The organism is Klebsiella huaxiensis, from assembly GCF_003261575.2.
Lineage (GTDB): Bacteria > Pseudomonadota > Gammaproteobacteria > Enterobacterales > Enterobacteriaceae > Klebsiella > Klebsiella huaxiensis.
This window is the reverse complement of the sequence record NZ_CP036175.1, coordinates 2,375,499-2,401,157: the sequence shown is the minus strand read 5'-3', so window position 1 is coordinate 2,401,157 and position 25,659 is coordinate 2,375,499. Positions and strand designations below refer to the sequence as shown.

At 52.9% G+C, this 25,659-nt stretch carries 21 protein-coding genes and 1 pseudogene; 11 read left to right on the top strand and 11 right to left on the bottom strand.

Translation table 11 applies throughout. The features are described 5' to 3' along the window. Window positions 1-27: 27 nt before the first annotated feature. The 4 genes from DA718_RS11435 to DA718_RS11420 all read right to left on the bottom strand — a co-directional run bounded on the left by DA718_RS11435 (window position 28) and on the right by DA718_RS11420 (window position 6,829). A complete protein-coding gene (locus DA718_RS11435; RefSeq protein WP_112213348.1) occupies window positions 28-918 on the bottom strand; it encodes an alpha/beta hydrolase in 891 nt (296 codons plus the stop codon). Between the two features lie 197 nt (window positions 919-1,115). After that, a complete protein-coding gene (locus DA718_RS11430; protein WP_112213347.1) occupies window positions 1,116-3,896 on the bottom strand; it encodes a glycoside hydrolase family 3 protein in 2,781 nt (926 codons plus the stop codon). Window positions 3,897-3,979: 83 nt separating this feature from the next. Then, the gene (locus DA718_RS11425) at window positions 3,980-5,371 is read right to left on the bottom strand and encodes a carbohydrate porin (protein ID WP_112213346.1); all 1,392 of its coding nucleotides are present in this window, start codon (window positions 5,369-5,371) and stop codon (window positions 3,980-3,982) included. A gap of 99 nt (window positions 5,372-5,470) precedes the next feature. Then, on the bottom strand, window positions 5,471-6,829 hold the full coding sequence (locus tag DA718_RS11420) for a glycoside-pentoside-hexuronide (GPH):cation symporter (protein WP_112213345.1): 1,359 nt from the start codon (window positions 6,827-6,829) through the stop codon (window positions 5,471-5,473). Window positions 6,830-7,447: 618 nt separating this feature from the next. Here DA718_RS11420 and DA718_RS11415 point away from each other — a divergent pair. The 3 genes from DA718_RS11415 to DA718_RS11405 all read left to right on the top strand — a co-directional run bounded on the left by DA718_RS11415 (window position 7,448) and on the right by DA718_RS11405 (window position 11,034). Continuing rightward, window positions 7,448-9,196, top strand: coding sequence for an alpha,alpha-trehalase (locus DA718_RS11415; protein WP_112213343.1), 1,749 nt, complete (start codon window positions 7,448-7,450; stop codon window positions 9,194-9,196). Between the two features lie 148 nt (window positions 9,197-9,344). Further along, entirely contained in the window at window positions 9,345-10,196 is an 852-nt protein-coding gene (locus DA718_RS11410) for a hypothetical protein (protein WP_112213342.1), read from the top strand. A 31-nt stretch (window positions 10,197-10,227) separates the two neighbouring features. Beyond that, a complete protein-coding gene (locus DA718_RS11405) occupies window positions 10,228-11,034 on the top strand; it encodes a DUF2207 domain-containing protein (protein ID WP_227015992.1) in 807 nt (268 codons plus the stop codon). A 55-nt stretch (window positions 11,035-11,089) separates the two neighbouring features. On the opposite strand, the gene emtA is transcribed toward DA718_RS11405, so the two are convergent. Further along, entirely contained in the window at window positions 11,090-11,701 is a 612-nt protein-coding gene (emtA, locus tag DA718_RS11400) for a membrane-bound lytic murein transglycosylase EmtA (RefSeq protein ID WP_112213340.1), read from the bottom strand. Between the two features lie 95 nt (window positions 11,702-11,796). Between emtA and ldcA the strand changes: the two genes are divergently transcribed. Further along, a complete protein-coding gene (gene ldcA / locus DA718_RS11395; protein ID WP_112213339.1) occupies window positions 11,797-12,711 on the top strand; it encodes a muramoyltetrapeptide carboxypeptidase in 915 nt (304 codons plus the stop codon). A gap of 92 nt (window positions 12,712-12,803) precedes the next feature. Beyond that, window positions 12,804-14,471, top strand: a pseudogene (locus DA718_RS11390) (potassium/proton antiporter); the annotation flags it as partial. Between the two features lie 82 nt (window positions 14,472-14,553). Here the strand turns inward: DA718_RS11390 and dadX are convergent. Together dadX and DA718_RS11380 are read right to left on the bottom strand one after the other, a co-directional pair. After that, on the bottom strand, window positions 14,554-15,624 hold the full coding sequence (gene dadX, locus DA718_RS11385) for a catabolic alanine racemase DadX (RefSeq protein ID WP_112213337.1): 1,071 nt from the start codon (window positions 15,622-15,624) through the stop codon (window positions 14,554-14,556). 12 nt (window positions 15,625-15,636) lie between these two features. Beyond that, window positions 15,637-16,935 carry a D-amino acid dehydrogenase gene (locus DA718_RS11380; RefSeq protein ID WP_112213336.1) on the bottom strand — a complete coding sequence of 433 codons (1,299 nt, stop codon included), beginning with the start codon at window positions 16,933-16,935 and terminating at the stop codon, window positions 15,637-15,639. Between the two features lie 321 nt (window positions 16,936-17,256). Between DA718_RS11380 and DA718_RS11375 the strand changes: the two genes are divergently transcribed. After that, window positions 17,257-18,789 carry a SpoVR family protein gene (locus DA718_RS11375; protein ID WP_004103247.1) on the top strand — a complete coding sequence of 511 codons (1,533 nt, stop codon included), beginning with the start codon at window positions 17,257-17,259 and terminating at the stop codon, window positions 18,787-18,789. A 59-nt stretch (window positions 18,790-18,848) separates the two neighbouring features. On the opposite strand, the gene fadR is transcribed toward DA718_RS11375, so the two are convergent. Further along, complete coding sequence (gene fadR / locus DA718_RS11370; protein ID WP_112213335.1) at window positions 18,849-19,568, bottom strand: fatty acid metabolism transcriptional regulator FadR; 720 nt, start codon at window positions 19,566-19,568, stop codon at window positions 18,849-18,851. Window positions 19,569-19,813: 245 nt separating this feature from the next. Here fadR and nhaB point away from each other — a divergent pair, with 245 nt between their 5' ends. The 3 genes from nhaB (at window position 19,814) to DA718_RS11355 (ending at window position 22,489) form a co-directional block, all read left to right on the top strand. Then, window positions 19,814-21,367 (top strand): sodium/proton antiporter NhaB, encoded by a 1,554-nt coding sequence (gene nhaB, locus DA718_RS11365; protein ID WP_112213498.1) that lies wholly within the window; start codon window positions 19,814-19,816, stop codon window positions 21,365-21,367. A gap of 130 nt (window positions 21,368-21,497) precedes the next feature. Beyond that, on the top strand, window positions 21,498-22,028 hold the full coding sequence (gene dsbB, locus DA718_RS11360) for a disulfide bond formation protein DsbB (RefSeq protein WP_112213334.1): 531 nt from the start codon (window positions 21,498-21,500) through the stop codon (window positions 22,026-22,028). A gap of 116 nt (window positions 22,029-22,144) precedes the next feature. Further along, a complete protein-coding gene (locus DA718_RS11355) occupies window positions 22,145-22,489 on the top strand; it encodes a TehB family protein (RefSeq protein ID WP_112213333.1) in 345 nt (114 codons plus the stop codon). Window positions 22,490-22,498: 9 nt separating this feature from the next. Here the strand turns inward: DA718_RS11355 and DA718_RS11350 are convergent, their stop codons facing one another. The 3 genes from DA718_RS11350 to DA718_RS11340 all read right to left on the bottom strand — a co-directional run bounded on the left by DA718_RS11350 (window position 22,499) and on the right by DA718_RS11340 (window position 23,998). After that, window positions 22,499-22,945 (bottom strand): YcgN family cysteine cluster protein, encoded by a 447-nt coding sequence (locus DA718_RS11350; RefSeq protein WP_130624365.1) that lies wholly within the window; start codon window positions 22,943-22,945, stop codon window positions 22,499-22,501. Between the two features lie 94 nt (window positions 22,946-23,039). Continuing rightward, entirely contained in the window at window positions 23,040-23,699 is a 660-nt protein-coding gene (locus DA718_RS11345) for a fumarylacetoacetate hydrolase family protein (RefSeq protein WP_112213331.1), read from the bottom strand. A 17-nt stretch (window positions 23,700-23,716) separates the two neighbouring features. Continuing rightward, window positions 23,717-23,998 (bottom strand): YcgL domain-containing protein, encoded by a 282-nt coding sequence (locus tag DA718_RS11340; RefSeq protein ID WP_112213330.1) that lies wholly within the window; start codon window positions 23,996-23,998, stop codon window positions 23,717-23,719. A 126-nt stretch (window positions 23,999-24,124) separates the two neighbouring features. Between DA718_RS11340 and minC the strand changes: the two genes are divergently transcribed. Both minC and minD read left to right on the top strand, forming a co-directional pair. Beyond that, on the top strand, window positions 24,125-24,823 hold the full coding sequence (gene minC / locus DA718_RS11335; protein WP_112213329.1) for a septum site-determining protein MinC: 699 nt from the start codon (window positions 24,125-24,127) through the stop codon (window positions 24,821-24,823). A gap of 23 nt (window positions 24,824-24,846) precedes the next feature. Next, window positions 24,847-25,659 (top strand): septum site-determining protein MinD, encoded by an 813-nt coding sequence (gene minD, locus DA718_RS11330; RefSeq protein ID WP_110274247.1) that lies wholly within the window; start codon window positions 24,847-24,849, stop codon window positions 25,657-25,659.

Here is a 25,659-nt window from a genome sequence, read left to right as displayed (position 1 = left end):
AATATGGGGCAATCCGGTCATGTGCGGCTAATGCTTTGCTAACCACTCTGCGTAGCGTTCAGGCCACTCGACGCTGCGCGTGCCGGGGCGGCCCATAGCAAAACCGTGGCCGCCGCTGGCGTAACGGTACATGCTGACGGCAACCTGATGCTGACGACAGGCGGCGGCCATGATCAGCGTATTGTGCGGATCGGACACCTTATCGTCTTCCGCCTGGGCGAGAAAACAGGGCGGCGTCTGCGCGTTAACGTAAGTTTGTACCGACCATGCGCGATCGACCTCTTCGCTAGCATGAGGTCCGGCGAGAATTCGATGCGTGGCGGTATGGGTATATGGCGGTTCGAGGGAAATAATCGGGTAGATCAGCGCCGCGCCATCGGCTCGGGCTGGCGTGTGGTCCACAGCATCGATTGGCGAGTAAGCGGCAAAATCGGTGCGGCAGGCCGCCATGCCCAGCAGATGCCCGCCAGCGGAAAAGCCCAACAAACTGACTTTTCCCTCACGCTGGCGAATCAGGCGTAGCGCTCTCTGGGCATCCTGTAATGGTGCGAGGCCGCCTGCTTTCCATCCTTCACCGGGAAGGCGGTAGGTCAGCACATAGGCCGTATAGCCGCGCGCGGTTAGCCAGCGCGCAGCAGGATGAGCTTCTTTCGCCATTTCAATACGCTGGTATCCGCCACCTGCGGCGATTAACACTCCGTGGCCACGAGGCACTGGGGGATGCCATACCGTCAGTTCTGGCTGAGCGATATGGCTTAGCGCACCGCGCGCGGATAAGCGGCTGAGCCCGTCCGGCCCGCCACCGCCGGGAGGCACTTCCGGCCACAGGCGTAGCGTTGTCTGCGCTTCCATTGCCCATGCGCGGCTCGCCGCAAGCAGCGCGGCGGCGCTAAAGAATAAAAAATGACGTCGGTTCACTGGCGGCTCCTGATACGGGTATGACGGCAATAACACCATAGTCGTTTTACCGATATGTGTACTCGTCATACTTCAAGTTGCATGTGCGTTGGCCGACAAAACATAATCCACCGATATCACCTAATAATGTAGGCCGGGCAAGGCGCTAGCCGCCGCCCGGCAGAAGTGCGAACACACTATCTCGACGTCAGCGATGGTTAATCGCTAACGTGCTTCAGTTCCAGCCAGTCCACCACCAGGCCCGGTTTAATAAAATCAAAACCCACGCGATATTTCCCCGGCTGTAGCTCAATCCGACACAGCTTCTGCACAATCTCGCGACCGAGCGTCCCGTTGGTCTGGATCGTCGCCACAAACTGTTCATTGAGCAGCAGGTTGCAGGCGGTTTGTGCCAGCGCCGCGCCGTTAGCGTACACGCTCACCAGTACGTCATAAATCGCCGTCTGTTCAACGCTCAATACCAGATCTTCGTCATAGCGCAGCCGCGACTGCTCGGCAATTTTAATTGCCCCCTGACCGGTTCCAGCGCGCCCGGGCTCTGCCGCCAGGCGAATGATATCCGCCCGCGGTTTATCCCCGCGTTTAAAGACCTGGGTCTGCATGATAAAGTCGAGAATATTGATTGCACAGCGCTGAAGCTCGCCCAGGGTCAGCTCGCCTTTTGCCAGCGCCTCCAGGGTGTTATCTCCGCCCGCATTCACTTCCGCACCGTTATTGTTGACGACCATATAAAGGTCATTCTGCGCGCGGATCATTGCTGCAGTATTGTGCGTACTTGCTGCGCCGCCATCGACAGGATCGTTCATCGTCGCCCACCAGTCGGTCATCACGATCCCGCGAAAGCCCCACTCCTCGCGCAGCACGGTAGTGGTGAGATCGTAGTTGGATGCGGCATGGTAGCCGTTGATCGGGTTATAAGCGGTCATTACCGCGCTAGCGCCGCCGAATTTCACCGCGTACTCAAAGCCTTTGAGGTAGATTTCGCGCAGCGCGCGCTCCGACACCACCGAGTCCGCTTTGGCTCTGGCGAACTCCTGGTTATTGCAGGCAAAGTGCTTAAGCGTCGCAATTCCGCCGCCGCTGCGAATGCCGCGAACCACCGCCGCCGCCATCATCCCCGTCAGCAGCGGATCTTCGGAAAAGTACTCAAAATTACGCCCATTAAGCGGATAACGCTGGATATTCATCCCCGGCCCCAGCAGCAGGTCGATACCGTTGCGCAACAGCTCTTTGCCTTCCATAACGTATAAACGTTCAACGAGGATCGGGTCCCAGCTCGAGGCCAGCAATGTGCCGCTGGGCAGCAGCGTGGCCTTCGCGCCGTTATCCATGCGGATCCCGGATGGGCCGTCGGCGGTCGATGCCAGAGGGATGCCTTTTTCCAGCAGGCTGTCGGCTACCCCGCCAAAAGCCGATGCGACGCCGGGAGTCACTTTATGGCTGCACATCCCTTCCCCACGCACCAGGCAGGCCAGCTCTTCAACCGACAGCTGGGCAATAAAAGCGTTCATCGTGTCGCGTCCTTCGGCGACGTCGCTAAGAGTCAGCCCCTGATTACCGGTGAGCGTGATGGTCTGTGGAAGACGCTCTTCGATGCGCGCACGCAGATTAATCTCCCGACGCGGAACTTCCTCCCACTCAATCAGGTAGCGGCCATCATCGCCATCGGCAACCGGCTTAATGCGTACAAACGGCACCGTCGGCGCCAGTACCTGCTGATGGCGAGAGAGGACCCGCAGCGTCTTCTGTGTGTACCCGGCTTCTCCATCAACCGTCAGCAATTGCAAATCGCGAACGCTATTGCCCATCAGCAGGCGGTAAACCCCCGGCTCCATCACATAACAATGGGGATGCCCGGTGGCTCCGCTATCGTCCAGCGAGGCAAAGCGCTCCAGCGGGATACGCAGGGTTAAGGTTTCGCTTTCTCCCGGCGGTAACAGACGCGTTTTAGCGAAGGCCACCAGCACGCGCGTAGGTTTCCCCAGCGCGCCCTGCGGTGCCTGAAGATAAATCTGTACCACCTCTTTCCCCGAAAAAGCGTCGCCGCTATTGGTGACCGTCACCGACGCCTGAATATGGTCACCGAAAGCTTCTGCCCGCGCTGATTGCAGGGTAAAACGGGTATAAGAGAGGCCGAAACCAAAAGGGAATTGCAGGCGTTGTGGGCAAAAGGTTTCAAAATAGCGGTAGCCGACGTAAATATCTTCCTGATAGAGATTTTGCGCTTGTGCTCCCCAGCAGGGTGATGCCGGATGATCATCCAGCGACATAACGATGCTGCTGACCAGCTTGCCGGAAGGCGTCACATCGCCATACAGTAGCGAGGCTGCGGCCTGCGCGCCATCGGAGCCGCCGTGCCAGACGTACAGCAGCGCGCGAATGCGTTTGCGCAGCAACGGATCGTCAGCCCACGACAAATCAATCAGTCCGGCGGTATTCAGCACCACGACGATTTCATCAAACTCACGGCACACCTGGTGCAGCAGGCGCATCTCATCAGCGGTTAACCGATAGCCCCCTTCGACATCAGCATTGTCCTGATCTTCACCTGCGGTACGCCCCAGCACAATCACCGCCTGCGTTGAAACGGCTCGCGCCTGGCGAATCTGCTCATCGCTCAGCGGCATTTCCTGCTGAAACCAGGGCTCAGCCGCCCATACGCCGCCGCCGTTATCAAACGGGTGATCATTGACCCACTGCTCGTAAAGCGCGGCCAGTGACTCATTGAGCGTTCCACTGCTTCGCGCCCGTAAAGCCTGTAATAAGGTGGTATGACTCACCACGTTGACCGCCCCGCCCGAACCGGTGCCGCTGCGATAGTAGTTAATCTGCGTGCGGCCAAACACTGACACGGGCTGCTGAGCGCTAAGCGGCAACATGCCGCGATCGTTTCTCAGCAACACCGCGCCTTCGGCGGCGGCGGCGGTAGCAAATTCAGCAAACCCTTCCAGCGGGGTTCCCGCTTTACTGTCAAACATGGTGTCGTCCTGTTAACTCGCGCCTCCGTGGGAGGCTAAATGGCATAATGAGCAGAGCCCGCACAATGCGGGCTCTGCTTTAATCAGAAGAAGTATTTGAAGCGTAGACGGCCACCGTAACGGGAGTCTTCGTGTTTGTCGCCATCCGTCGGCTTCGCTTCAATCCACGAGGCGTAGGCACCAAGGTAGATGTTGAAGTTCTTCATATCCATGACGTTGGGGAACAGGTACGACGCGTGAATCGTGTGGATGTCATAGTCACCCACGTTAGAGATCCAGCAGCCATCATCGCAGGTAGAGACGTAATTAGCGGAGTTGAACTTGTCGATTTTGTTGTGGGCATAGATATAACCCAGTTCAAAACGATGCCACAGGGAGTTAATACCCGCGGTGAAATCTTTCTCATCGGAGGCATCCATATAAGCGATGTTCAGGTTAGTGGTGACCCCATCTTCAGGATCGGTTTTTTGCCCATTCCACGCCATCGTCAAACCATAACCAGTGCGATCGGACTGGTCGACCCAACCGCCACGGTTATCGTAATAACCGTAAGCGTTTTTCACGACGTTTTTCTCCATCGCCACGGCGGTCGAGAAACGACCGCTATTCCACGCAATAACCGGGCGCAGGTAAGCAACGTTTTTCTCATTCTCCAGCGTATTACCGTGGTAGCTGGAATCCTGGAATAACGTACTGCCGTTTTCTACCAGGTTATTCAGTTCAAAATACCAGTTATCTATCGTTTTGCTGACCAGGAAGTTACCGCCGCTGCTGCTACGACCACGGCCCTCTTTCATCATGTAAATATAGCCGTAGCCATCGCTATACAAGTCGTTTGCGGTATTGCCAGAATATTCGACAAACGTATCCTGATTCAGCGGGAACATATCGTAAGCTTCGAAACGACCCACTTTGACCTTCCAGTCATCTTCACGACCAAAGAAGAATACCGCGTCATCAAGGTTCATTTTGCCGGTCATATCGGCCAGCGGCTGGGCGGAAAAACCGGCAAAATTGCCGTTATCCATTTTGCGCATGCCATCGAAGCCCAGCAGAATACGGCCATTAATATCCCAGCGCTCTTTAGTACCGGGCGCCCAGTTTTTACTGGAAGAGGTTTTTACCGACGTCAGGCTGCCGCTGCCGCTGGCGCCATCCATATTGAATTCCACATCACCATAAAGCTTCAGGTCGCCGTAGCCAGAGAGCGTAAGCTTTGTGGGAGTCGCGCCGGGAGCGACGGGCTCAGCGGCGTCGACTTTCACTGTCGGAGCGGTTTTCGCTGCCGTCGTTTGCTGTTGTTTAAGGGTTTGTATCTGCGCTTCTGCGTCCGCGGCGCGCTGTTCAGCATGAATTAATCTTTGCTCCAGCTGCGCAAGGCGCTGGTCAATATCGACAGAGGTGCTATTTTTTGCTGCTATCACATTAGAGGACATAATGGCGCTAATCGCCAATGCCATATACTTTATCTTCATTTTGATATCCCTAAATTATTTATTGTTTGTTTTACTCAGGAAATACCTGTGCCTATGTGATAAATAACTCACATTGCCACAGATATTATTCTGCTGTTATTATGACTCGGCGAAAGTTCCGTTTTTCAAATCATCAACAATGCCATTCATTTTATTTTCTGTTAAGCCATAGAATTTAATAGAGACTGCGGTAAGAACATAGAAAATGGAGGGTACCAGCGTGAACAAGAGCACGACGCCCTGTACCGCTGAGGCCGGTTGCACCGTGGTGTTAGCCGCGTAATGATAGTAAGCCAGCACCCAGCCAAGAATCGCACCGCCAACGGCTACGCCAAGCTTGATGACAAAGATATTCGCCGCAACGTTCATTCCGGTAATACGACGCTGGGTTTTCCATTCACCATAGTTATTAACGTCGGTAATCATTGACCACTGCAGCGCACCATTACCGCCCTGAATAATGGAGATCAGAATATGCACACCGAGTACCAGCACCCAATATTGCACTGGCACCATAAAGCATACAATGCCCAGCGCAGCGGTGATCAGGTTAATCCAGAAAGAGAGTCTGACCTTACAGAAACGCGTACCAAACGGTTTTGCCAGCACTGAACCCAACATTGAGGCAAACATCCCACCGAGCATGAATATGGTAATAACGTCCGCACCTTTATTCAGGACGCTATTAACGTAATACACCACCGCCCCACCACGAATCACCACGGCGACCAGCATCATAAAGTTGTAAACGGAAAGAATACGCCACTGATCGTTACGGAAGAGAATTTTGACATCACGTGCAATATTCAGATTCTCTTCTTTAATCGGCTGAACGCGTTCTTTGGTGGTCGCGAAACAGACAATAAACATCAGACAGCCGATAACGCCGAATAATGCCATGGAGACCTGAATACCTGTCGCCCGGTCACCAGGATAAAGAAAATCCGCCAGCGGTAAAATAAACGCGGTACCCAGCGCGCCACCAATCGGCGTGATGGCAAAACGCCAGGATTGCAGAGAGAGGCTTTCACGCGGATCGGAAGTCAACGCGGCGCCCAGCGAGCAGTAAGGAATATTAATGGCCGTATACATCAACGTCATAAATATATATGCCGCTACCGCATAAACCACTTTGCCTGAATCGGAGAAAGATGGAATGGAGTAAACCAGTACGCAGCTCACCGCAAATGGGACGCAAATAGCCAGCAGCCACGGACGGAAACGCCCCCAGCGGGTTGAGGTGGCATCCGCAATGGCCCCCATAATTGGATCGGTAATCGCATCCAGCAGACGGACCAGCAAAAACATCGTCCCCATCACGGCGGGCGGTAGACCATAAATATCGGTATAAAAGTAAGCCAGGATGGCCACGGATGAGTCGAACACGATATGACTTGCCGCGTCCCCCAGGCTATAACCTACTTTTTCTCTGACTGAAATTTTGTCGCCAGCAGACATACACCACTCCTTTATGCAAAAAAAATGAAACCGGTTTCTTTAATGCCTGCATTTTTCACTTATCTGGAGTACTGATGCCATTATGTTTTTTTATAAATTATTTATGTTTTTTTATTTATGTGATCATGTCAGGCGTCAACGGTATTAATGCGCGGATTTTTGTTTGTCAGATCACATGTTTTACTTTGTGACAGCTTATTTTTGAGTAAAAGGGCTGAGGTCATAAAAAACCCATATAAGAATGCCATAGTACTTGTCTATTTATTTTTCTTACTTGTGGATTACGTTTTTTATCAATTTTCCATATTCACCAAAATAATGTCCCCATCATTGATGGCAGGTCTGCGGTAAATAGTCTGTTTTGGCGCAAAATGTTACCTCCGACACGCGCAGCGGCGGATATTCGTCTAAGGTTTTCTGATAACCGAACGCAGTGGCGCAAAGAGCCTATCCCAGTAGGCGTTATTGGCGCAGACAGTTTGAACACGGCCAGCGCGGAAGAACCGGAGCGTACACGTAGTACGTGAGGATTCTGAGCACTGCCCAGGTTCAAAATGACAAGCAAAATAGCCCTAATGGGACAGGCTCAAAGTCTGCAAATGATAAGGAGAACCATCAATGAAGTGTTCTGTTTCCCATCGCCCCGCAACCCTGCCTTATGTTCTACGTCTGGCACTTGGCGGCGCGCTCTTCACCCTGGCGACGTTGACGGTACAGGCTGAAGAGCCTCGCCCAACCCCGCAATCACCGGACGTTCTGCTGGGTCCGCTGTTTAACGATGTGCAAAGCGCCAAACTCTTCTCCGACCAGAAAACCTTCGCTGACGCCATCCCGAACGGCGATCCGCTGATGATCCTTGCCGATTACCGTATGCAGAAGAACCAGACCAGCTTCGATTTGCGTCACTTCGTCGAACTTAACTTTACCCTGCCCCTTGAAAACGACCAGTACATCCCGCCAAAAGGGCAAACGTTACGCCAGCATATTGACGGATTATGGCCGGTATTGACCCGCAGTACCGTCGAAGTGGAAAAATGGGATTCGCTGCTGCCGCTGCCAAAACCCTATGTGGTTCCCGGCGGACGCTTTCGCGAAGTCTATTACTGGGACAGCTATTTCACCATGCTCGGCCTGGCGGAGAGCGGACACTGGGATAAAATCGAAGACATGGTGACCAACTTCGCTGCTGAAATCGACGCCTGGGGCCATATCCCCAACGGTAACCGAACCTACTATCTGAGCCGCTCGCAGCCGCCGTTCTTCTCGTTTATGGTTGAACTGCTGGCGACTCACGATGGTGACGAGGCGCTTAAAAAATGGCAGCCCCAAATGGAGAAAGAGTACCAGTACTGGATGGATGGCGCGCAGGCGCTTGAGCCCGGCGGTACGCACAAACGCGTGGTGCGCATGGCCGATGGCGCGCTACTAAACCGCTACTGGGATGATAACGACACCCCGCGCCCGGAATCCTGGCTGGACGATGTCACCACCGCCAAAAATAACCCCAACCGCCCGGCCACTGAAATCTACCGCGATCTGCGCTCAGCCGCGGCATCCGGTTGGGATTTCAGCTCCCGCTGGATGGATAACCCACAGCAGCTTGGCACCATCCGCACCACAAGCATCGTTCCGGTCGATTTGAACTCATTGATGTTCCATATGGAAAAAACCATCGCCCGTGCCAGTAAAGCGGCGGGAGACAACGCGAAAGCCGCGCAGTTTGACGCCTTAGCCAACGCCCGTCAGAAAGCGCTGGAACAATACCTGTGGAATGATAAAGAGGGCTGGTACGCTGATTACGATCTGAAAAGCCATAAAGTACGCAATCAGCTGACCGCTGCGGCGCTGTTCCCGCTGTACGTCAACGCTGCCTCCAGCGAACGCGCGGCAAAAGTCGCTGCCGCGGCCGAAGCCAGACTGCTCAAACCTGGCGGCCTGACCACCACCACCGTGAATAGTGGTCAGCAGTGGGATGCGCCAAACGGCTGGGCGCCGCTGCAGTGGGTCGCCGCTGAAGGCTTGCAAAAGTATGGCCAGGAAAAAATCGCGATGGAGGTGAGCTGGCGTTTTCTGAGCAACGTCCAGCATACTTACGACAGTAAACAGAAACTGGTTGAGAAATATGATGTCAGCTCAACGGGAACCGGCGGCGGAGGCGGCGAATATCCGCTACAGGATGGCTTTGGCTGGACCAACGGCGTCACGCTGAAGATGCTGGACCTGGTCTGCCCGAAAGAGAAGCCGTGTGATTCCGTTCCAACCACGCGCCCGGCGGCAAATGACGACGTCGGTCAGGCGGCAAACAGTACAACTCAGCCCGCAGCGAATGAACCGGCTATGCCAGAGGATAAAAAAGCCACACAATAAACCTTCGCGCGGCGGGCTTCCGTCGCGCATCTTCCTTTAGAGTATTTCTGCTGTTATCTTTTTACGGGTATCTTGAGCACCATATCACTCTGGCTACCGGGAAGGATCTCCCGAAAAATCATGTCATGACTGGCACAAGGAATAAAAAGTGAAAACAGCCGTCAGTTTTATCTCCGATTTACACCCATTATCCTTTATGGGCTATCACATTTTATCCACCACGGTGATATATATCCTGGTGAATATTATTATCACGATGACCCGCCCTTCTGAGAAAGGCACTCTGGTACCGCCCCCCTATTCCATACCTCCCTCTTTTTTAGCCTGGCTGCATGATAATGCTACCGGCATTATTCAGTTGGCTATGTTCAGACTGCTAAGAAAAAAATACGTTACCGTTATTCACTCCCCCGACGGCATCACATTATGCGCAAATCAGCAGTATGCTGAGAACACAATGACCTGTGTAGAAAAAATACTCTTTGACCATTTTTCTACGCCAAAATCCAGCAGCCAGGATTTACCGATTACGCTCCATGTCGCCGAGAAAAATTACTGGTCTGCCGATACCCGCTGCGCAGGCCTGATGCTAAGTAACACGCAACAAACATGGAACGTGCTGCTGATCGCCGTTCCATCGTTTTTTTTACTCGCCACCTTAGCCTGGAAAACGTTGTTCGATAATAACGCTCCTCTTAATGCCAGCGTATTCAGCTGGCTTGTAATGTTTGTGGTTTCCGGCCTGTGGTGGCTATTGATGTTATTCATCACCTTAAATACGACCCGCTTCGACAGGGAAGGAATCTCAATTAATATTCTTCGTAGTTATGTCGACAAGTTAAAAGATAAGCTCATTGCTGACGCGGAGGAAATAACGGATGAAAATGCTGATTATTGCATTGCAATAGGCAAAACCAACCTGCTCCCCAAGAGATATCGTGAATACCAGGAAATCATCAAGCCGGTAAATTATCCCTTTTCTATCCAACGGCTTGATTAGCCAGAGGGGAAATAACGTGTGGAATTTCATAATGCATATGCACCCTCTGCTGTTTCTCGGCTGTTTCGTCGTTATCGTTCCGGTCATCTATTTTCTTATAGGGATTATTATCGTCCTGATGCGGCCTACGGCCAAAGCTCAACGGAACGTTACCGGTATCGACCCGTGGTTGTTGGCGTGGATTGATGGTGAAGGGACAAGGGTGATTCAGCTGGCAATGTTTAGCTTATTAAATAAAAAATATCTATGGAGTCCAGAAGCCGTGCTGGTTTTGGCCAACGGTCGCTATGCCTCCTGCGAAATGAACGTTATTGAAAGAGCGTTATTTGATCATTTTGATGTACGAAAACCGTGTCACGAGGATCTTCCCAGCAACCTCAGTATTGCCAGAGTCAACATCTGGCAGGAACACATGCACAACGCGGGTTTGGCCTTAAGTTCGCTACGCCGCTGGGGGAATTTGCTAATGATCGGCCTTCCTTCTATTGCGTTAGGTGCAATATTAGCCTGTAAGGCTCTTATCTATCACAATCTCGCTGACAACATCTTTAGTTGGTTGTTAATGCTCATAGGCTGCATGCTGTGGTTGCCATTATGGATCGACACAATATGGGACCAAAATAGACTGGACTTCAACGGTATTTCCCATAATGACGCCCATGCCTGTATTGATGCTTTACGAGCAGAATTAACGCGAAATGGCGATGAAATGGATGATGCTGCGGCCATGTTCTATGTTGCGGTAAACGGCGTGGATTCCCTTCCTGAACACTATCGGGAATATAAAGAGTTGATTGGGCCGATAAGCGATATCACTTCGCTTCGCACAGAGGATTAGGTTGCCTGAAGCGTTTACCCCGCAGGACGCAATACCTGCGGGGTGAGAGGATGTATTACATCGCATCCAGCGCTTTCTGTAGCTTCCAGATATAGCGCGGAGCCTGCGGGGCCGGGTGCTTCTTCACTACGTGCTCAAAGAAGTCATCAGCGTCCATATCGTTAATCTCTTCAATCGCATCCTGTCGATTAGACGAGAATGTCCTTAACAGCGCGCCCGCTCCGTTAGCGTAGGAGACCACCACCGCATAGCGCATTACCTGCGGGTCCTTAATACCGGCCAGCGGACCGTTTTCAAGGATGCTCAGATAGGCGGCTCCCATGGAAATATTGCGTTCAGGATTTTTCAGCTCGCTCACCGAAGGATCGCCGCTCCAGCCCATGCGCCGGTAGACGTCGCGACCGGATGTCGAAGGTTTAAGTTGCATCAGGCCAACCGCGCCCGATTTGCTGACCACCGTCGGGTTGCCACCGGATTCAATGGCGATGATTGCGGTAATCAGCTGCGGGTCAACGCCCCACGCCGCACCGGCTTTTTCACTGATTGGCATCCACTGCATCGCCCGCTTAACCGGGACTTCCGCGTTCCACGGCGGATTACGATAATCATGTTTCGAGCTACAACCGGCCAACAAGACCACTAAAAAAACACACCATCTTAATTTCACACATCTATCCTTATTGGCTGAAGTTTGCCGCCTGAAGATGACAATAAACGCTCCAGGCGGCATGATAACCCTTTCATTCTTAGCAAGGAATTGTCATGTCTCAGTTTTATCTCATCGCCCCTTCCGGTTATTGCATCAACCAGGAGGCGGCGAACCGCGGCGTTCAACGTCTGCAGGAGGCCGGACATCAGGTCATGCACGAAGAGGTTATCCCTCGCCGGGCGCTGCGTTTCGCCGGAACTGAGAGTGAACGCCTTGCCGATATCAACCAGCTCGCCTCTCTCGACGGCAAAAACCGCATCGTGCTGGCGGTACGCGGTGGCTACGGCGCGACTCGTCTGCTGCCGCACATTGACTGGCCGGCGCTGGTCGCTCGCCAGCTGCAGGATCCTCTACTTATTTGCGGCCATAGCGATTTCACCGCCATTCAAATGGGCCTGCTGGCAAAGGGTAGCATAATCACTTTTAGCGGCCCGATGCTGGCCGGAAACTTTGGCGCTGAAACGCTTAATGAATTTACCGATCATCATTTCTGGCAGGCGTTGCATAATCCGGCGTTTACTCTCGAATGGCACGGAGACGGGCCGAGCTGTCGCGCCGACGGCACCCTGTGGGGCGGTAATCTGGCGATGCTGACCTCGCTTATCGGTACGCCGTGGCTACCGCAAATTAGCGACGGCATTCTGGTGCTTGAGGACATTAACGAGCATCCGTTTCGCGTCGAACGAATGCTGTTGCAGTTGCTCAATAGCGGCATTCTGGCACGCCAGCGGGCGATTATTCTCGGCAGTTTTACCGAAGCCAATACCAATGACTACGACGCCGGATATGACCTGCCGATGGTATACGACTACCTTCGCGCGCAGCTTAACATCCCTGTAATCAGCGGTCTGGATTTCGGCCATGAACAGCGTACCGTGACCCTACCGCTTGGTGCGCGGGCGCTGTTAGTGAACAACGCGTCCATCACCACGTTAACCATTAGCGGGCATCCAGTGCTGGTCGAATAAAAATTCCTCTAACGCATATCCTGATAAGCGTCAGATTGTTAAAATGGTGTAGTTTTTAATTAATCTTCACGCCAGTAAGGAGTACGTCAACATTGGACGCCGCTGCGGTCATTAGTCTGTTTATTCTGGGTTCTGTTTTAGTAACCTGTAGCATCTTATTAAGTTCCTTTTCCTCACGCCTCGGCATCCCCATTCTGGTTATCTTCTTAGCTATTGGGATGTTGGCAGGCGTTGACGGTATCGGCGGCATCCCGTTTGACAACTATCCTTTCGCCTATATGGTGAGCAACCTGGCGCTGGCGGTGATTCTGCTGGATGGCGGGATGCGCACCCAGGCCAGCTCCTTTCGCGTCGCGCTGTGGCCCGCGCTTTCGCTCGCCACGGTGGGGGTATTGATAACCTCCGCCCTGACCGGTCTGATGGCAGCCTGGCTATTCAACCTCAATCTGATTGAGGGAATGCTGATCGGCGCAATCGTCGGCTCCACCGATGCGGCTGCGGTATTCTCGCTGCTTGGTGGCAAAGGCCTGAACGAACGCGTCGGCTCCACGCTGGAGATAGAGTCAGGCAGCAACGATCCGATGGCGGTGTTCCTGACCATTACTCTTATCGAAATGATTCAGCAGCACGAAACCGGCCTGAGCTGGATATTCGTGGTGCATATCGTGCAGCAGTTCGGACTGGGCATTGCCATTGGTCTCGGCGGTGGCTATCTGCTGCTACAGATGATCAACCGCATTGTGCTGCCTACCGGTCTTTACCCTCTGCTGGCGCTGAGCGGCGGGATCATGATTTTTGCCGCGACCACCTCGCTGGACGGCAGCGGCATCCTCGCAGTGTATCTGTGCGGCTTCCTGCTGGGCAACCGACCGATTCGTAACCGCCACGGCATTCTGCAAAACTTTGATGGTCTGGCGTGGCTGGCGCAAATCGCCATGTTCCTTGTGCTCGGTCTGCTGGTGACGCCGTCCGACCTCTGGCCCATTGCCATCCCGGCGCTGATCCTGTCGATGTGGATGATTTTTATCGCTCGACCGCTGTCGGTGTTTGCCGGTCTGCTGCCATTTCGCGGTTTTAATCTGCGCGAGCGCATTTTCATCAGCTGGGTCGGCCTGCGTGGCGCGGTGCCGATTATTCTCGCCGTCTTCCCGATGATGGCAGGACTGGAGAACGCGCGCTTGTTCTTCAACGTGGCCTTCTTCGTGGTGTTGGTATCGCTGCTGTTGCAGGGAACATCGCTATCGTGGGCGGCGAAAAAGGCCAAAGTGGTGGTGCCACCGATTGGTTCGCCTATCTCCCGCGTCGGGCTGGATATTCACCCGGAGAATCCGTGGGAACAGTTCGTCTATCAGCTCAGCGCTGAGAAGTGGTGCATTGGTGCGGCCTTGCGCGATCTGCACATGCCACCAGAAACGCGCATTGCGGCATTGTTTCGCGATAACGTTCTGCTGCACCCCACCGGCAGCACGCGCCTGCTGGAAGGCGACATTCTCTGCGTAATCGGTCGCGAGCGCGATCTACCCGCACTGGGTAAAATGTTTAGCCAGTCACCGCCGGTGGCGCTCGATCAGCGTTTCTTCGGCGATTTCATTCTTGATGCCAACGCGAAGTTCGCCGATGTGGCGCAGATTTACGGCATTGACGGCGGAGAAGAGTTCCGCGACCAGCAGCAGTCGCTAGGCGACGTTGTCCAGCATCTATTAGGCGCAGCACCAGTTGTCGGCGATCAGGTGGAGTTTGCCGGGATGGTGTGGACGGTGGCGGAAAAAGAGGAAGATCACGTCCTGAGAGTCGGCGTTCGGATGGCAGAAGATGAGGCGGAGTGATCCGCCTCACATTAAGTTACAGCGTCACAACCGGCACTCGCGGCGCAAGAGCGCACATGAGTTCATAACCGACGGTGCCGCTGCTCGCAGCGACATCGTCAATTTTAATCTCTTTACCCCATAGTTCGACCGGTGTGCCAATCCCCGCCTGCGGGCAAGGGGTTAAATCCACCGCCAGCATATCCATCGATATTCGCCCTACCGTCGTCGTGCGTATGCCGTCAACCAGCACTGGCGTACCGCTCGGCGCCAAGCGGGGATAACCATCGGCATATCCGCAGGCCACGATGCCAATTCGCTGCTCCTGCGTAGTCCTGTAAATGCCGCCATATCCCACCGCTTCACCGGGTTTCAGATTCTGCACGCCGATAATCTCGCTGCTTAACGTCATCACCGGCTTCAGCCCGGTATTAGCCACATCCTGCCACAGACCGGAAGGCGAAGCGCCATAGAGTACAATCCCCGGTCTGACCCAGTTAAAATGCGACTCAGGATGCCACAGGGTTGCCGCTGAGTTAGCCAGCGATCGCGGGCAATCCAGCCCTTCGGCAGCCTGCTCAATGCGCCGCATCGGCTCCACAATTCCATGCGGATTTTCCGCTTCGGCAAAGTGCGACATCAGCGTCATTTCACTGACGTTAGCGAGCGCTCGTAGCTGCTGCCAGACGATTTGCAGACGGTCCGGCATAAAACCCAGCCGATTCATCCCGCTATTAACCTTGACGTAAATATCAAGCGGCGCGTGGAGTTTTGCTTGCTGTAGCGCTTTTATTTGCCAGTTACTGTGCACACTGGTCGTCAGGCGGTATTTATCAAACAGCGCCAGTTCATCAGCATGGAAGAAACCCTCCAGCATCAGTATCGGCCCTTTCCAGCCCAGTTCACGCAGCAGGATCGCCTCTTCCAGATTTAACATGGCGAAACCGTCTGCCGCGCTTAGCGCATTCCAGACCCTCGCCAGACCGTGGCCATATGCATTAGCTTTAACGACCGCCCACAGGCGCGAGTCGGGTGCCGCGCGGCGAACAATTTGCTGATTTTGTCGTAAGGCTGACATATCAATGCTGGCCTTGACTGGACGGGACATGAAAGCTCCTTGTTAATTGTGAACACCGTGCAGATGTTGAGCGCGAGTCGGGATAAAACCACGGCCGTAGCGGGCAACGGCAAGATCATCATACGGGATCGCCGGAGTACGCCCGGAAATCAGATCGCTAATCAACTGTCCGGAACCGCAAGCCATCGTCCAGCCCAAAGTACCGTGCCCGGTGTTCAACCACAGATTTTTATACGCTGTGCGGCCGACCACTGGCGTACCATCTGGGGTCATTGGGCGCAGCCCAGTCCAGAATGCCGCTTGTTCAATGTGTCCACCGCGTGGGAACAGATCGCGTACCACCATCTCCAGCGTTTCACGCCTGGGCTGCAACAGTTCTTTATTAAAACCGACAATCTCCGCCATCCCACCGACGCGAATTCGATTATCGAAGCGGGTGATGGCGATTTTGTAAGTTTCATCAAGGATAGTCGATACCGGCGCGCCGTCTTCATGGGCAATCGGAATCGTTAGTGAATAGCCTTTCAGCGGATAAACCGGAATATCCACCAGCCCTTTCAGCATCGCCGTTGAATATGAACCCATAGCCATGACGTAAGCGTCAGCTTTGATGATTTCAGCTCCGCACTTCACGCCGGAGATCTGCTCACCTTCATATAGCAGCGCATCCACTGAAGTATTAAAGCGGAAAGTCACCCCGGCCTGTTCCGCCATCGCCGCAAGACGAGTGGTGAAAAGCTGGCAATCACCGGTTTCATCATTGGGCAAACGCAGGCCACCGGTCAGCTTGTGGCTCACTTCAGCCAGTGCCGGTTCAACTTCCAGCAGTCGATTCGCTTCCAGCAGTTGATAAGGCACCCCCGCATCCTGCAGTACCGCGATATCACGGGTGGCATTTTCGAACTGTTTGTCGGTACGAAAAAGCTGGAGAGTGCCGCCCTGACGGCCTTCATACTGGATTCCGGTGCTTTCGCGCAGCGCTTTCAGGCAGTCGCGACTATATTCCGCCAGCCGAACCATGCGCCCTTTATTTTCCATATAGTGGCGAGTATCGCAGTTACGCAGCATCTGCCACATCCATTTCAGCTGGAACTGGGTGCCATCCAGACCGATGGCCAAAGGGGCATGTTTCTGGAACATCCATTTAATCGCCTTCAGCGGCACGCCCGGTGCCGCCCACGGCGCGGCATAGCCCGGAGAGATCTGTCCGGCGTTAGCAGCACTGGTCTCTTCAGCGGGACCCGGTTGGCGGTCGATAACCGTCACCTGATGTCCTGCCTGGCTTAAATACCATGCACTCGCGACCCCAACCACCCCACTTCCCAGTATGACGATTCGCATAGCGACTCCGTAATAGTTAAAGAACAATCATCTGATTACAAATTGATAACTCAGATGAAAATATTATTCAACATACGCTTTATTTATGGTGACTTATCTCACACGACACCGCATGATACCTGACACCAATGTTTTACTATCTCCTGCTACGCTTCATTTTTCAGCAGAATAAAGTTCTGATTAAAGGGATGAATATCGCCTTTAAGATTGTGAAATCGCGAAGAAAATAAATTGCTGCCGGACGCAGTTTGTAGCACCGTGTTCTATGCTTGTTATGAGGTTTTCCGTACAGAGAGAACCATCAACAACGAGGGCGCGCTAATGGCTACGATTGATTCCATGAACAAGGACACAACCCGTTTAAGCGATGGACCCGACTGGACTTTTGAGCTGCTGGAGACCTATCTGGCAGAAGTCGATCGGGTAGCGAAGCTGTATCGTCTTGACACCTATCCGCACCAAATCGAAGTCATTACTTCCGAGCAGATGATGGATGCTTACTCCAGCGTCGGCATGCCGATTAACTACCCGCACTGGTCGTTCGGTAAAAAATTCATCGAGACCGAGCAAGCCTACAAACATGGTCAGCAAGGTCTGGCCTATGAAATCGTCATTAACTCCAACCCCTGCATCGCGTATTTGATGGAAGAGAACACCATTACCATGCAGGCACTGGTGATGGCGCACGCCTGTTACGGACATAACTCGTTCTTCAAAAACAACTATCTATTCCGCAGTTGGACCGATGCCAGCTCGATCATTGACTATCTGATCTTTGCGCGTAAATACATCACAGAATGTGAAGAGCGCTACGGCGTTGATGAAGTCGAAAAGCTGCTCGACTCCTGTCATGCGTTAATGAACTATGGCGTTGACCGCTACAAACGCCCACAGAAAATCTCCCTCCAGGAGGAGAAGGCTCGGCAGAAAAGCCGTGAGGAGTATCTGCAGAGTCAGGTGAATATGCTGTGGCGCACCCTGCCGAAGCGAGAAGAGGAAAAAACCATTGAAGCCGCGCGCCGCTATCCTTCCGAGCCACAGGAAAACCTGCTCTATTTCATGGAGAAAAACGCGCCGCTGCTGGAACCGTGGCAACGTGAAATTCTGCGCATCGTGCGCAAAGTCAGCCAGTACTTTTATCCGCAGAAGCAGACGCAAGTCATGAACGAAGGCTGGGCAACGTTCTGGCACTACACCATCCTTAATCATCTTTATGATGAAGGAAAAGTGACGGAGCGCTTTATGCTGGAGTTTCTGCACAGCCACACCAATGTCGTGTTCCAGCCGCCTTACAATAGCCAGTGGTACAGCGGGATTAACCCGTATGCGCTGGGTTTTGCGATGTTCCAGGATATTAAACGTATTTGTCAGTCGCCGACGGAAGAGGATAAATATTGGTTCCCGGATATTGCCGGTTCCGATTGGTTAGAAACCCTGCACTTTGCGATGCGCGATTTCAAGGATGAGAGTTTTATTAGTCAGTTCTTGTCGCCGAAAATCATGCGTGATTTCCGCTTCTTTACCGTGCTGGATGATGATCACAATAACTACCTGGAAATTTCAGCCATTCATAATGAAGAGGGATATCGTGAGATCCGCTCGAAGCTTTCAGCACAGTACAATCTGAGCAACCTTGAGCCGAATATCCAGGTGTGGAACGTCGATCTGCGTGGCGATCGCTCGTTAACTCTGCGCTATGTGCCGCATAACCGCGTGCCGCTGGATAAAGGCCGTCGCGAGGTTCTTAAGCACGTTCATCGCCTGTGGGGATTTGATGTTCTTCTGGAACAACAGAATGCCGACGGTAGCGTCGAGTTGCTTGAGCGGACGCCACCCCGGCAAAACCCGCTCTAACCCTAAAAAGCAAAACGCCCGGTTTCTCGCCGGGCGTTTTTTATTATTATTTCCTGGACTTAACGCATATTAATCGCTAAATCACCCGGCAGGTTCTTCTGCATACGATGCCAAATTTCGCCGCTGTCGTGTCCGTAGCGGCGCACAATATCATAAACCTGTTCATGAAGGCCCTCTTCACAAACTTTCGCCAACTGATGATAGAAGCCCATCGCCAGACTGCGCGCTTCCGGATTGGCGAAATAGTGGCGCCCAATGCGAGTATATAAACCTTTCATGCCATTGAGGATCAGGCCGTAGATCGGGTTACCTGAAGCAAACGCCAGACCGCGGAAAATGTTGTAATCCAGCTCGGCAAAGGCATCGGCATGGTCTTCAATCTCACGGGCGCTTGCCAGAACGTCCAGCGCCTTATCAGGATGCTGACGGAAAGCGGTACGAATAAAAATAGTCGAAATATTCGTGCGCACTGACAGCAGGTTGTCAATCAGTTGAGGAACGCTGTCATGATCGAGACGCGCCAGAGTTTCAAGAATATTAAGCCCTGAAGTTTCCCAGAAATTATTCACCTTCGTAGGTTTGCCATGCTGAATGGTCAACCAGCCATCGCGTGCCAGACGTTGCAACACTTCACGTAAGGTTGTACGGGTCACACCAATCAGTTCAGAAAGTTCACGTTCGGCGGGAAGGATCGTGCCGGGAGGAAAACGGTTATTCCAGATACTTTCAATGATGTACTCTTCAGCGAAACCCGCCGGGCTTTGCGCCTTAATGACCATAATAAGATTTCCATTACACAGCGTTGCAATTGGACTCATCATACCAGAGCCTCTATAGAGCAGATAGCGCCAGAAAGTAATTAAAAAGGGATCGCCGTTTCATTTTCGACTTTTCATTTCACACTTTCTCTATTCTAAAGAACGTGATGCGAAGAAAGTTGCATCCCGTTTTGCGCAACTGGTAATCTTGCGAATAGTCACGTATAAAATCATGTTTCAAATTTGGCGGAGAAAGGATGTCTGTCGTGGAAATGTCTTATGGTCGCGCACTATGGCGTAATTTTCTTGGTCAGTCCCCGGACTGGTATAAGCTCACCCTCATTATTTTCTTAATTGTTAATCCGTTAGTGTTTTTTCTTCATCCATTTATTGCCGGATGGTTGCTGGTTATCGAGTTTATCTTCACTCTGGCGATGGCTCTCAAATGTTATCCGCTGCTGCCGGGCGGCCTGTTGGCCATTGAAGCCGTAGTTATTGGTATGACCAGTCCGGGACATATCAGGGAAGAAATTGCCAGCAATCTTGAGGTTCTGCTGCTGTTGATGTTTATGGTGGCAGGGATCTACTTCATGAAACAGCTGCTGCTGTTCATCTTTACCCGTTTGCTATTAGGTATTCGCAGCAAAATGCTGCTGTCGCTGGCGTTTTGCGTCGCATCCGCCTTCCTTTCCGCCTTTCTGGACGCGTTGACCGTTGTGGCGGTGGTGATTAGCGTCGCCGTTGGCTTTTATGGCATTTACCATAAGGTTGCTTCGGCGCGGCCGGACGATGACGATCTCCTCGACGATAGCCATATCGATCAGCACTATCGCGATGTGCTGGAACAATTTCGCGGCTTTTTGCGCAGCCTGATGATGCATGCCGGCATCGGCACCGCGCTGGGTGGCGTCATGACCATGGTCGGCGAGCCGCAAAACCTGATTATTGCTAAGGCTGCTGGTTGGCATTTTGGTGAGTTTTTCTTGCGTATGATTCCGGTCACGCTGCCGGTATTCGTGTGCGGCCTGGTTACGTGTCTACTGCTGGAGAAGTTCCGTATCTTTGGCTATGGCGAACCGCTGCCGCCCACCGTGCGTAAAGTGCTGCAAGATTTCGACGATCGCAGCCGCCAGACTCGTAGTCGTCAGGATCGCCTGCGTCTTATCGCTCAGGGTATTATTGGCGTCTGGCTTATCGCAGCGCTGGCGCTGCACCTTGCTGAAGTTGGCCTGATTGGCCTCTCGGTGATCATTCTGGCTACCACCTTCTCCGGGATAACCGATGAACACGCTATCGGCAAAGCGTTTACCGAGGCCCTGCCGTTTACCGCACTGCTGACGGTCTTTTTCGCCATAGTGGCAGTGATTATCGATCAGCACCTGTTTGCTCCAGTGATTGAATTTGTCCTGCAGGCCTCGCCGCACGCCCAGCTGTCGCTGTTTTATCTGTTTAACGGTCTGCTGTCGTCGATTTCCGACAACGTGTTTGTTGGCACGGTCTACATCAATGAAGTGAAGGCCGCCCTGGAACAAGGCACCATCAGCATCCAACAGTTTGAACTGCTGGCGGTGGCGATTAATACCGGAACCAATCTGCCATCCGTTGCCACACCAAACGGTCAGGCGGCATTCCTGTTCTTGCTCACTTCTGCCCTGGCCCCGCTGATTCGCCTCTCCTATGGTCGAATGGTGTGGATGGCGTTGCCCTATACTATCGTCCTGGCCCTGGTGGGTCTGGCATGCGTTGAGTTTACCTTAATGCCGGCCACCCAGTGGATGCTTGATCAAGGCTGGCTGATTACGCCGCAGTTGCTTAAATAAAAACGGGAGTACCCAGACGGCAAGTTTGGGTACTCCATATTCGTTTACGTAATATTTTCAGACTAGCTGCTGGCGTCGCTTCGGTTTTCGTTTACACTGCCATGATTTAGCATGTTCCAGGGAAATGATTATGTTGCGATTTTTAAACCAGTGCTCAAGGGGACGCGGTGCCTGGCTCCTGATGGCGCTAACCGCGTTTATTCTTGAATTGGTTGCATTGTGGTTCCAGCACGTGATGTTGCTACAACCGTGCGTGCTGTGTATTTACGAACGCAGTGCGTTGTTCGGTGTGATGGGTGCTGGTATTGTCGGCGCCATTGCCCCGAAATCACCGCTGCGCTATATAGCGATAGTTATCTGGCTCTACAGCGCCTTACGCGGGCTACAGCTGGCATGGGAGCACACCATGATTCAGCTTCACCCTTCCCCCTTCCAGACCTGCGATTTTGCCGCGCGCTTCCCAACCTGGCTGCCGCTGGATAAATGGCTGCCTCAGGTATTCGTCGCTACCGGCGACTGTTCCGTGCGCCAGTGGGAGTTCCTGACGCTGGAAATGCCGCAGTGGCTGGTTGGGATCTTTGCCGCCTATCTGGTTATCGGCGTACTGGTGCTTATCGCTCAGCCGTTTAAGCCGAAAAAGCGCGATCTCTTCGGCCGCTAAAACCAGTTACAACTAAGGCGCTCCTTCGGGAGCGTTTTTTTTGCCTGCGAGTTGACGTCAGCCCCTTAAAGTTGCATATTAAATGCAACTTATTCGTATTCACTAAGGAGCTCATGATGTCTCATCTGCGTATTCCCGCTAACTGGAAAGTAAAACGCTCCACCCCGTTCTTTACCAAACAAAACGTTCCTGCCGCTCTGCTGACGCACCACAACACCGCTGCGGGTGTTTTCGGTCAACTTTGCGTGATGGAGGGGACGGTAACCTATTACGGTTTCGCCGATGAGCAGGCGACGGAACCAGAGGCGAAGGTGATCATCAATGCCGGTCAGTTCGCCACCAGCCCACCACAATACTGGCATCGCATCGAGCTAAGCGATGATGCACAGTTCAATATTAACTTCTGGGTCGAAGACGATACCGACGGTGAAAGCGGGCTATTCCACGCCAGGAAAAATTAACTGAGCGCCTTACTGCGCCCAGTCCGGTTTATTCAGAATATGATCCTGCCAGTCAACCACGGTGGATTCTTTCACCGCAATATGGCGAACGGAGATACGTTCGCCATGCATCGCGGCCTTCGAGCCGGTCAACAACGGGTGCCAATGCGGCAGCGGTTTACCTTCAGCCAGTAAGCGGTAAGCACAGCTCGGCGGCAGCCATTCAAACGTCGGTAAATTGTCACGGGTTAGCTTAATGCAGTCCGGTTCATATTCGAAGCGGCGCTCGTAGTTGCGGCACTGACAGGTTTTGATATTAAGCTGACGGCAGGCGACGTTAGTAAAGTAGATTTCGTCGGTATCCTCATCCATCAGCTTATGCAGGCAGCACTGTCCGCAGCCGTCACACAGTGATTCCCACTCCGCGTCGGTCATTTCATCCAGTGTTTTTTGTTGCCAGAAAGGTTGTTCGCTCATTGGGATGTCCGTCATTGCAATTCAGGGTGCACCTTATAACCAGTCTGGCACGCCGATGCAAGTTTTGCCGCCCGGAGAAGGCGGCAAGAGGACGTTACAGCACGCGGGTGGTCAACAATAATCCGTTGAAACCCACTTCCAGTTCGTCGCCGCTGCTTAGCGGACCTACGCCTTCCGGCGTGCCGGTCAGCACCACATCACCCGCCTTCAGAGTGAAGAAGCGCGACATGTAGGCAATCAGCGGCACAATTTTATGGATCATGTCAGCGGTAGTGCCCTGCTGGCGCACATCACCATTAATCTTCAGGCTCAACGGCGTGTTTTGCGCGTCGCCGTGAAATTCTGCCGCAGGAACAAATCCGGAGATTGGACAGGAGTTATCAAAACCCTTCGCCTTTTCCCACGGCTGACCGGCTTTTTTCAATTTACCCTGCAGGTCACGCAGAGTCAGATCCAGCGCCACGCCATAACCCGCGATGGCTTTTAGCACATGATCTTCGGTTGCCTGACGCAGCGTGCCGCCAATCAGCACCGCCAATTCGATTTCATGATGTACCGAACCCAATCCTTCAGGAAGCACCAACGGCTGGCGGATATCGCATAGCGCCGTTTCAGGTTTAATAAACAGCACCGGCTCGTCCGGCGTTGCACTGCCCATCTCCTTAATGTGGTTGGCATAGTTGCTGCCCACGCAAACCACTTTACTCACCGGATAATCCAGTAACGCGCCCTGCCAGTTATGATGTTGGTACATTTTTATCCCTCTATGGGTTAATCAGATTTATTCCCCTGTTCCGCCAGGTGTTTCTTGAGTAAATTTTCAGTCGGAGGGGGAAGTTGCAGGTAATAGCCTTGTTCGATCAGGGCCAGTTTCACCTTATCCAGGTCGGCGTGAATGGTTTTTTTCCGCCCATCAAGCGGCAGAATCATTGCCAATTTTGGTGTACCGAAGCCTTGCATTAATTCGTCGGGAACGCGGGAGAAATCGTCCCTTTTTTCGACATATAAATAGGTTTGCTCACGTTTAGTACTTCGATAGATCACACAAAACATAGTTTTACTCGGAATTAGACCTGTGGTCACTTGCCTCAATATATGAGTGACTATAACATGCCTTTTAGTCTTCGGAATATCACCGCACTTCGGCGGGTGATAAACAGCAAATTGAGTAAGGCCAGGATGTCAAATACGCCAATCGAACTTAAGGGCAGTAGCTTCACCTTATCTGTGGTTCATTTGCACGATGCAAATCCCGAGGTTATTCGTCAGGCGTTAGAAGACAAAATCGCCCAGGCCCCCGCCTTTTTACGTCATGCTCCGGTGGTTGTGAATATTAGCAGCATTGAAGATGCCGTCGACTGGCGCGCTCTTCATGAAGCGATTGTGGTCACCGGTTTGCGTATTATGGGTGTGAGCGGGTGTAAACTTCCTCGCCTGAAAACGGAAATTGACCGCGCCGGGATCCCTTTATTAACCGAAGGGAAAGAAAAAATAACCCGTCAGGCTGCGCCAGAGCCTGTCGCCCCGCCGCCAGTTGTTAATCAGATCACAAAAACGCGTTTGATTGATCAGCCGGTACGTTCCGGTCAGCGCATTTATGCGCCACACTGTGATCTAATTGTTACAAACCATGTGAGTGCCGGAGCGGAACTTATCGCCGATGGTAATATTCATGTCTATGGCATGATGCGGGGACGGGCGCTTGCCGGGGCTGGCGGCGACAGAGATGCCCAAATATTTTGCACTAACCTCTCGGCGGAACTGGTGTCCATCGCGGGGGAATACTGGCTGAGTGATAACATTCCGGCCGAATTTTATGGCAAAGCGGCGCGCCTGCGTTTGGGCGGCAGCGCTTTGACAATTCAATCGTTGAATTAATCCCTTTTTAACAAGGAATTTCTATGGCACGCATTATTGTTGTGACTTCGGGTAAAGGAGGCGTTGGCAAGACCACCTCCAGCGCGGCCATCGCTACTGGTTTGGCGCAGAAGGGAAAGAAAACGGTCGTTATCGACTTCGATATTGGCCTGCGTAACCTTGACCTGATTATGGGCTGCGAGCGCCGGGTCGTTTATGACTTCGTTAACGTCATCCAGGGTGATGCCACGTTGAACCAGGCGCTCATCAAAGATAAGCGCACTGAGAATCTCTTTATCCTCCCGGCTTCCCAGACGCGTGATAAAGACGCGCTGACACGCGAAGGCGTGGATAAAGTTCTCGAAGAACTGAAAAAGATGGAATTCGATTTTGTCGTCTGTGATTCCCCTGCAGGCATCGAAACCGGTGCACTGATGGCGCTCTACTTTGCTGATGAAGCCATCATCACCACCAACCCGGAAGTCTCCTCCGTTCGTGACTCCGACCGTATCCTCGGTATTCTGGCCTCCAAATCCCGCCGGGCAGAAAGAGGCGAAGATCCGATTAAAGAGCATCTGCTGCTGACGCGTTACAACCCAGGCCGCGTTAACAAAGGCGACATGTTGAGCATGGAAGACGTGCTGGAAATTCTGCGCATCAATCTGGTGGGCGTGATTCCGGAAGATCAGTCCGTACTGCGCGCATCTAACCAGGGTGAACCGGTTATTCTGGATGATGCCTCAGATGCGGGTAAAGCCTATGCCGATACGGTTGAACGTCTGCTCGGAGAAGAACGTCCTTTCCGCTTCATTGAAGAAGAGAAGAAAGGTTTCCTCAAACGCCTGTTCGGAGGATAA

Coding starts and splice junctions, on each gene's coding strand:
- DA718_RS11430 (WP_112213347.1), bottom strand. CDS start 3,896: ATGTTTGACAGTAAAGCGGGAACCCCGCTGGAAGGGTTTGCTGAATTT.
- DA718_RS11425 (WP_112213346.1), bottom strand. CDS start 5,371: ATGAAGATAAAGTATATGGCATTGGCGATTAGCGCCATTATGTCCTCT.
- DA718_RS11420 (WP_112213345.1), bottom strand. CDS start 6,829: ATGTCTGCTGGCGACAAAATTTCAGTCAGAGAAAAAGTAGGTTATAGC.
- DA718_RS11415 (WP_112213343.1), top strand. CDS start 7,448: ATGAAGTGTTCTGTTTCCCATCGCCCCGCAACCCTGCCTTATGTTCTA.
- DA718_RS11405 (WP_227015992.1), top strand. CDS start 10,228: ATGCATATGCACCCTCTGCTGTTTCTCGGCTGTTTCGTCGTTATCGTT.
- ldcA (WP_112213339.1), top strand. CDS start 11,797: ATGTCTCAGTTTTATCTCATCGCCCCTTCCGGTTATTGCATCAACCAG.
- dadX (WP_112213337.1), bottom strand. CDS start 15,624: ATGTCCCGTCCAGTCAAGGCCAGCATTGATATGTCAGCCTTACGACAA.
- DA718_RS11380 (WP_112213336.1), bottom strand. CDS start 16,935: ATGCGAATCGTCATACTGGGAAGTGGGGTGGTTGGGGTCGCGAGTGCA.
- DA718_RS11375 (WP_004103247.1), top strand. CDS start 17,257: ATGGCTACGATTGATTCCATGAACAAGGACACAACCCGTTTAAGCGAT.
- fadR (WP_112213335.1), bottom strand. CDS start 19,568: ATGGTCATTAAGGCGCAAAGCCCGGCGGGTTTCGCTGAAGAGTACATC.
- dsbB (WP_112213334.1), top strand. CDS start 21,498: ATGTTGCGATTTTTAAACCAGTGCTCAAGGGGACGCGGTGCCTGGCTC.
- DA718_RS11355 (WP_112213333.1), top strand. CDS start 22,145: ATGTCTCATCTGCGTATTCCCGCTAACTGGAAAGTAAAACGCTCCACC.
- DA718_RS11350 (WP_130624365.1), bottom strand. CDS start 22,945: ATGAGCGAACAACCTTTCTGGCAACAAAAAACACTGGATGAAATGACC.
- DA718_RS11345 (WP_112213331.1), bottom strand. CDS start 23,699: ATGTACCAACATCATAACTGGCAGGGCGCGTTACTGGATTATCCGGTG.
- DA718_RS11340 (WP_112213330.1), bottom strand. CDS start 23,998: ATGTTTTGTGTGATCTATCGAAGTACTAAACGTGAGCAAACCTATTTA.
- minC (WP_112213329.1), top strand. CDS start 24,125: ATGTCAAATACGCCAATCGAACTTAAGGGCAGTAGCTTCACCTTATCT.
- minD (WP_110274247.1), top strand. CDS start 24,847: ATGGCACGCATTATTGTTGTGACTTCGGGTAAAGGAGGCGTTGGCAAG.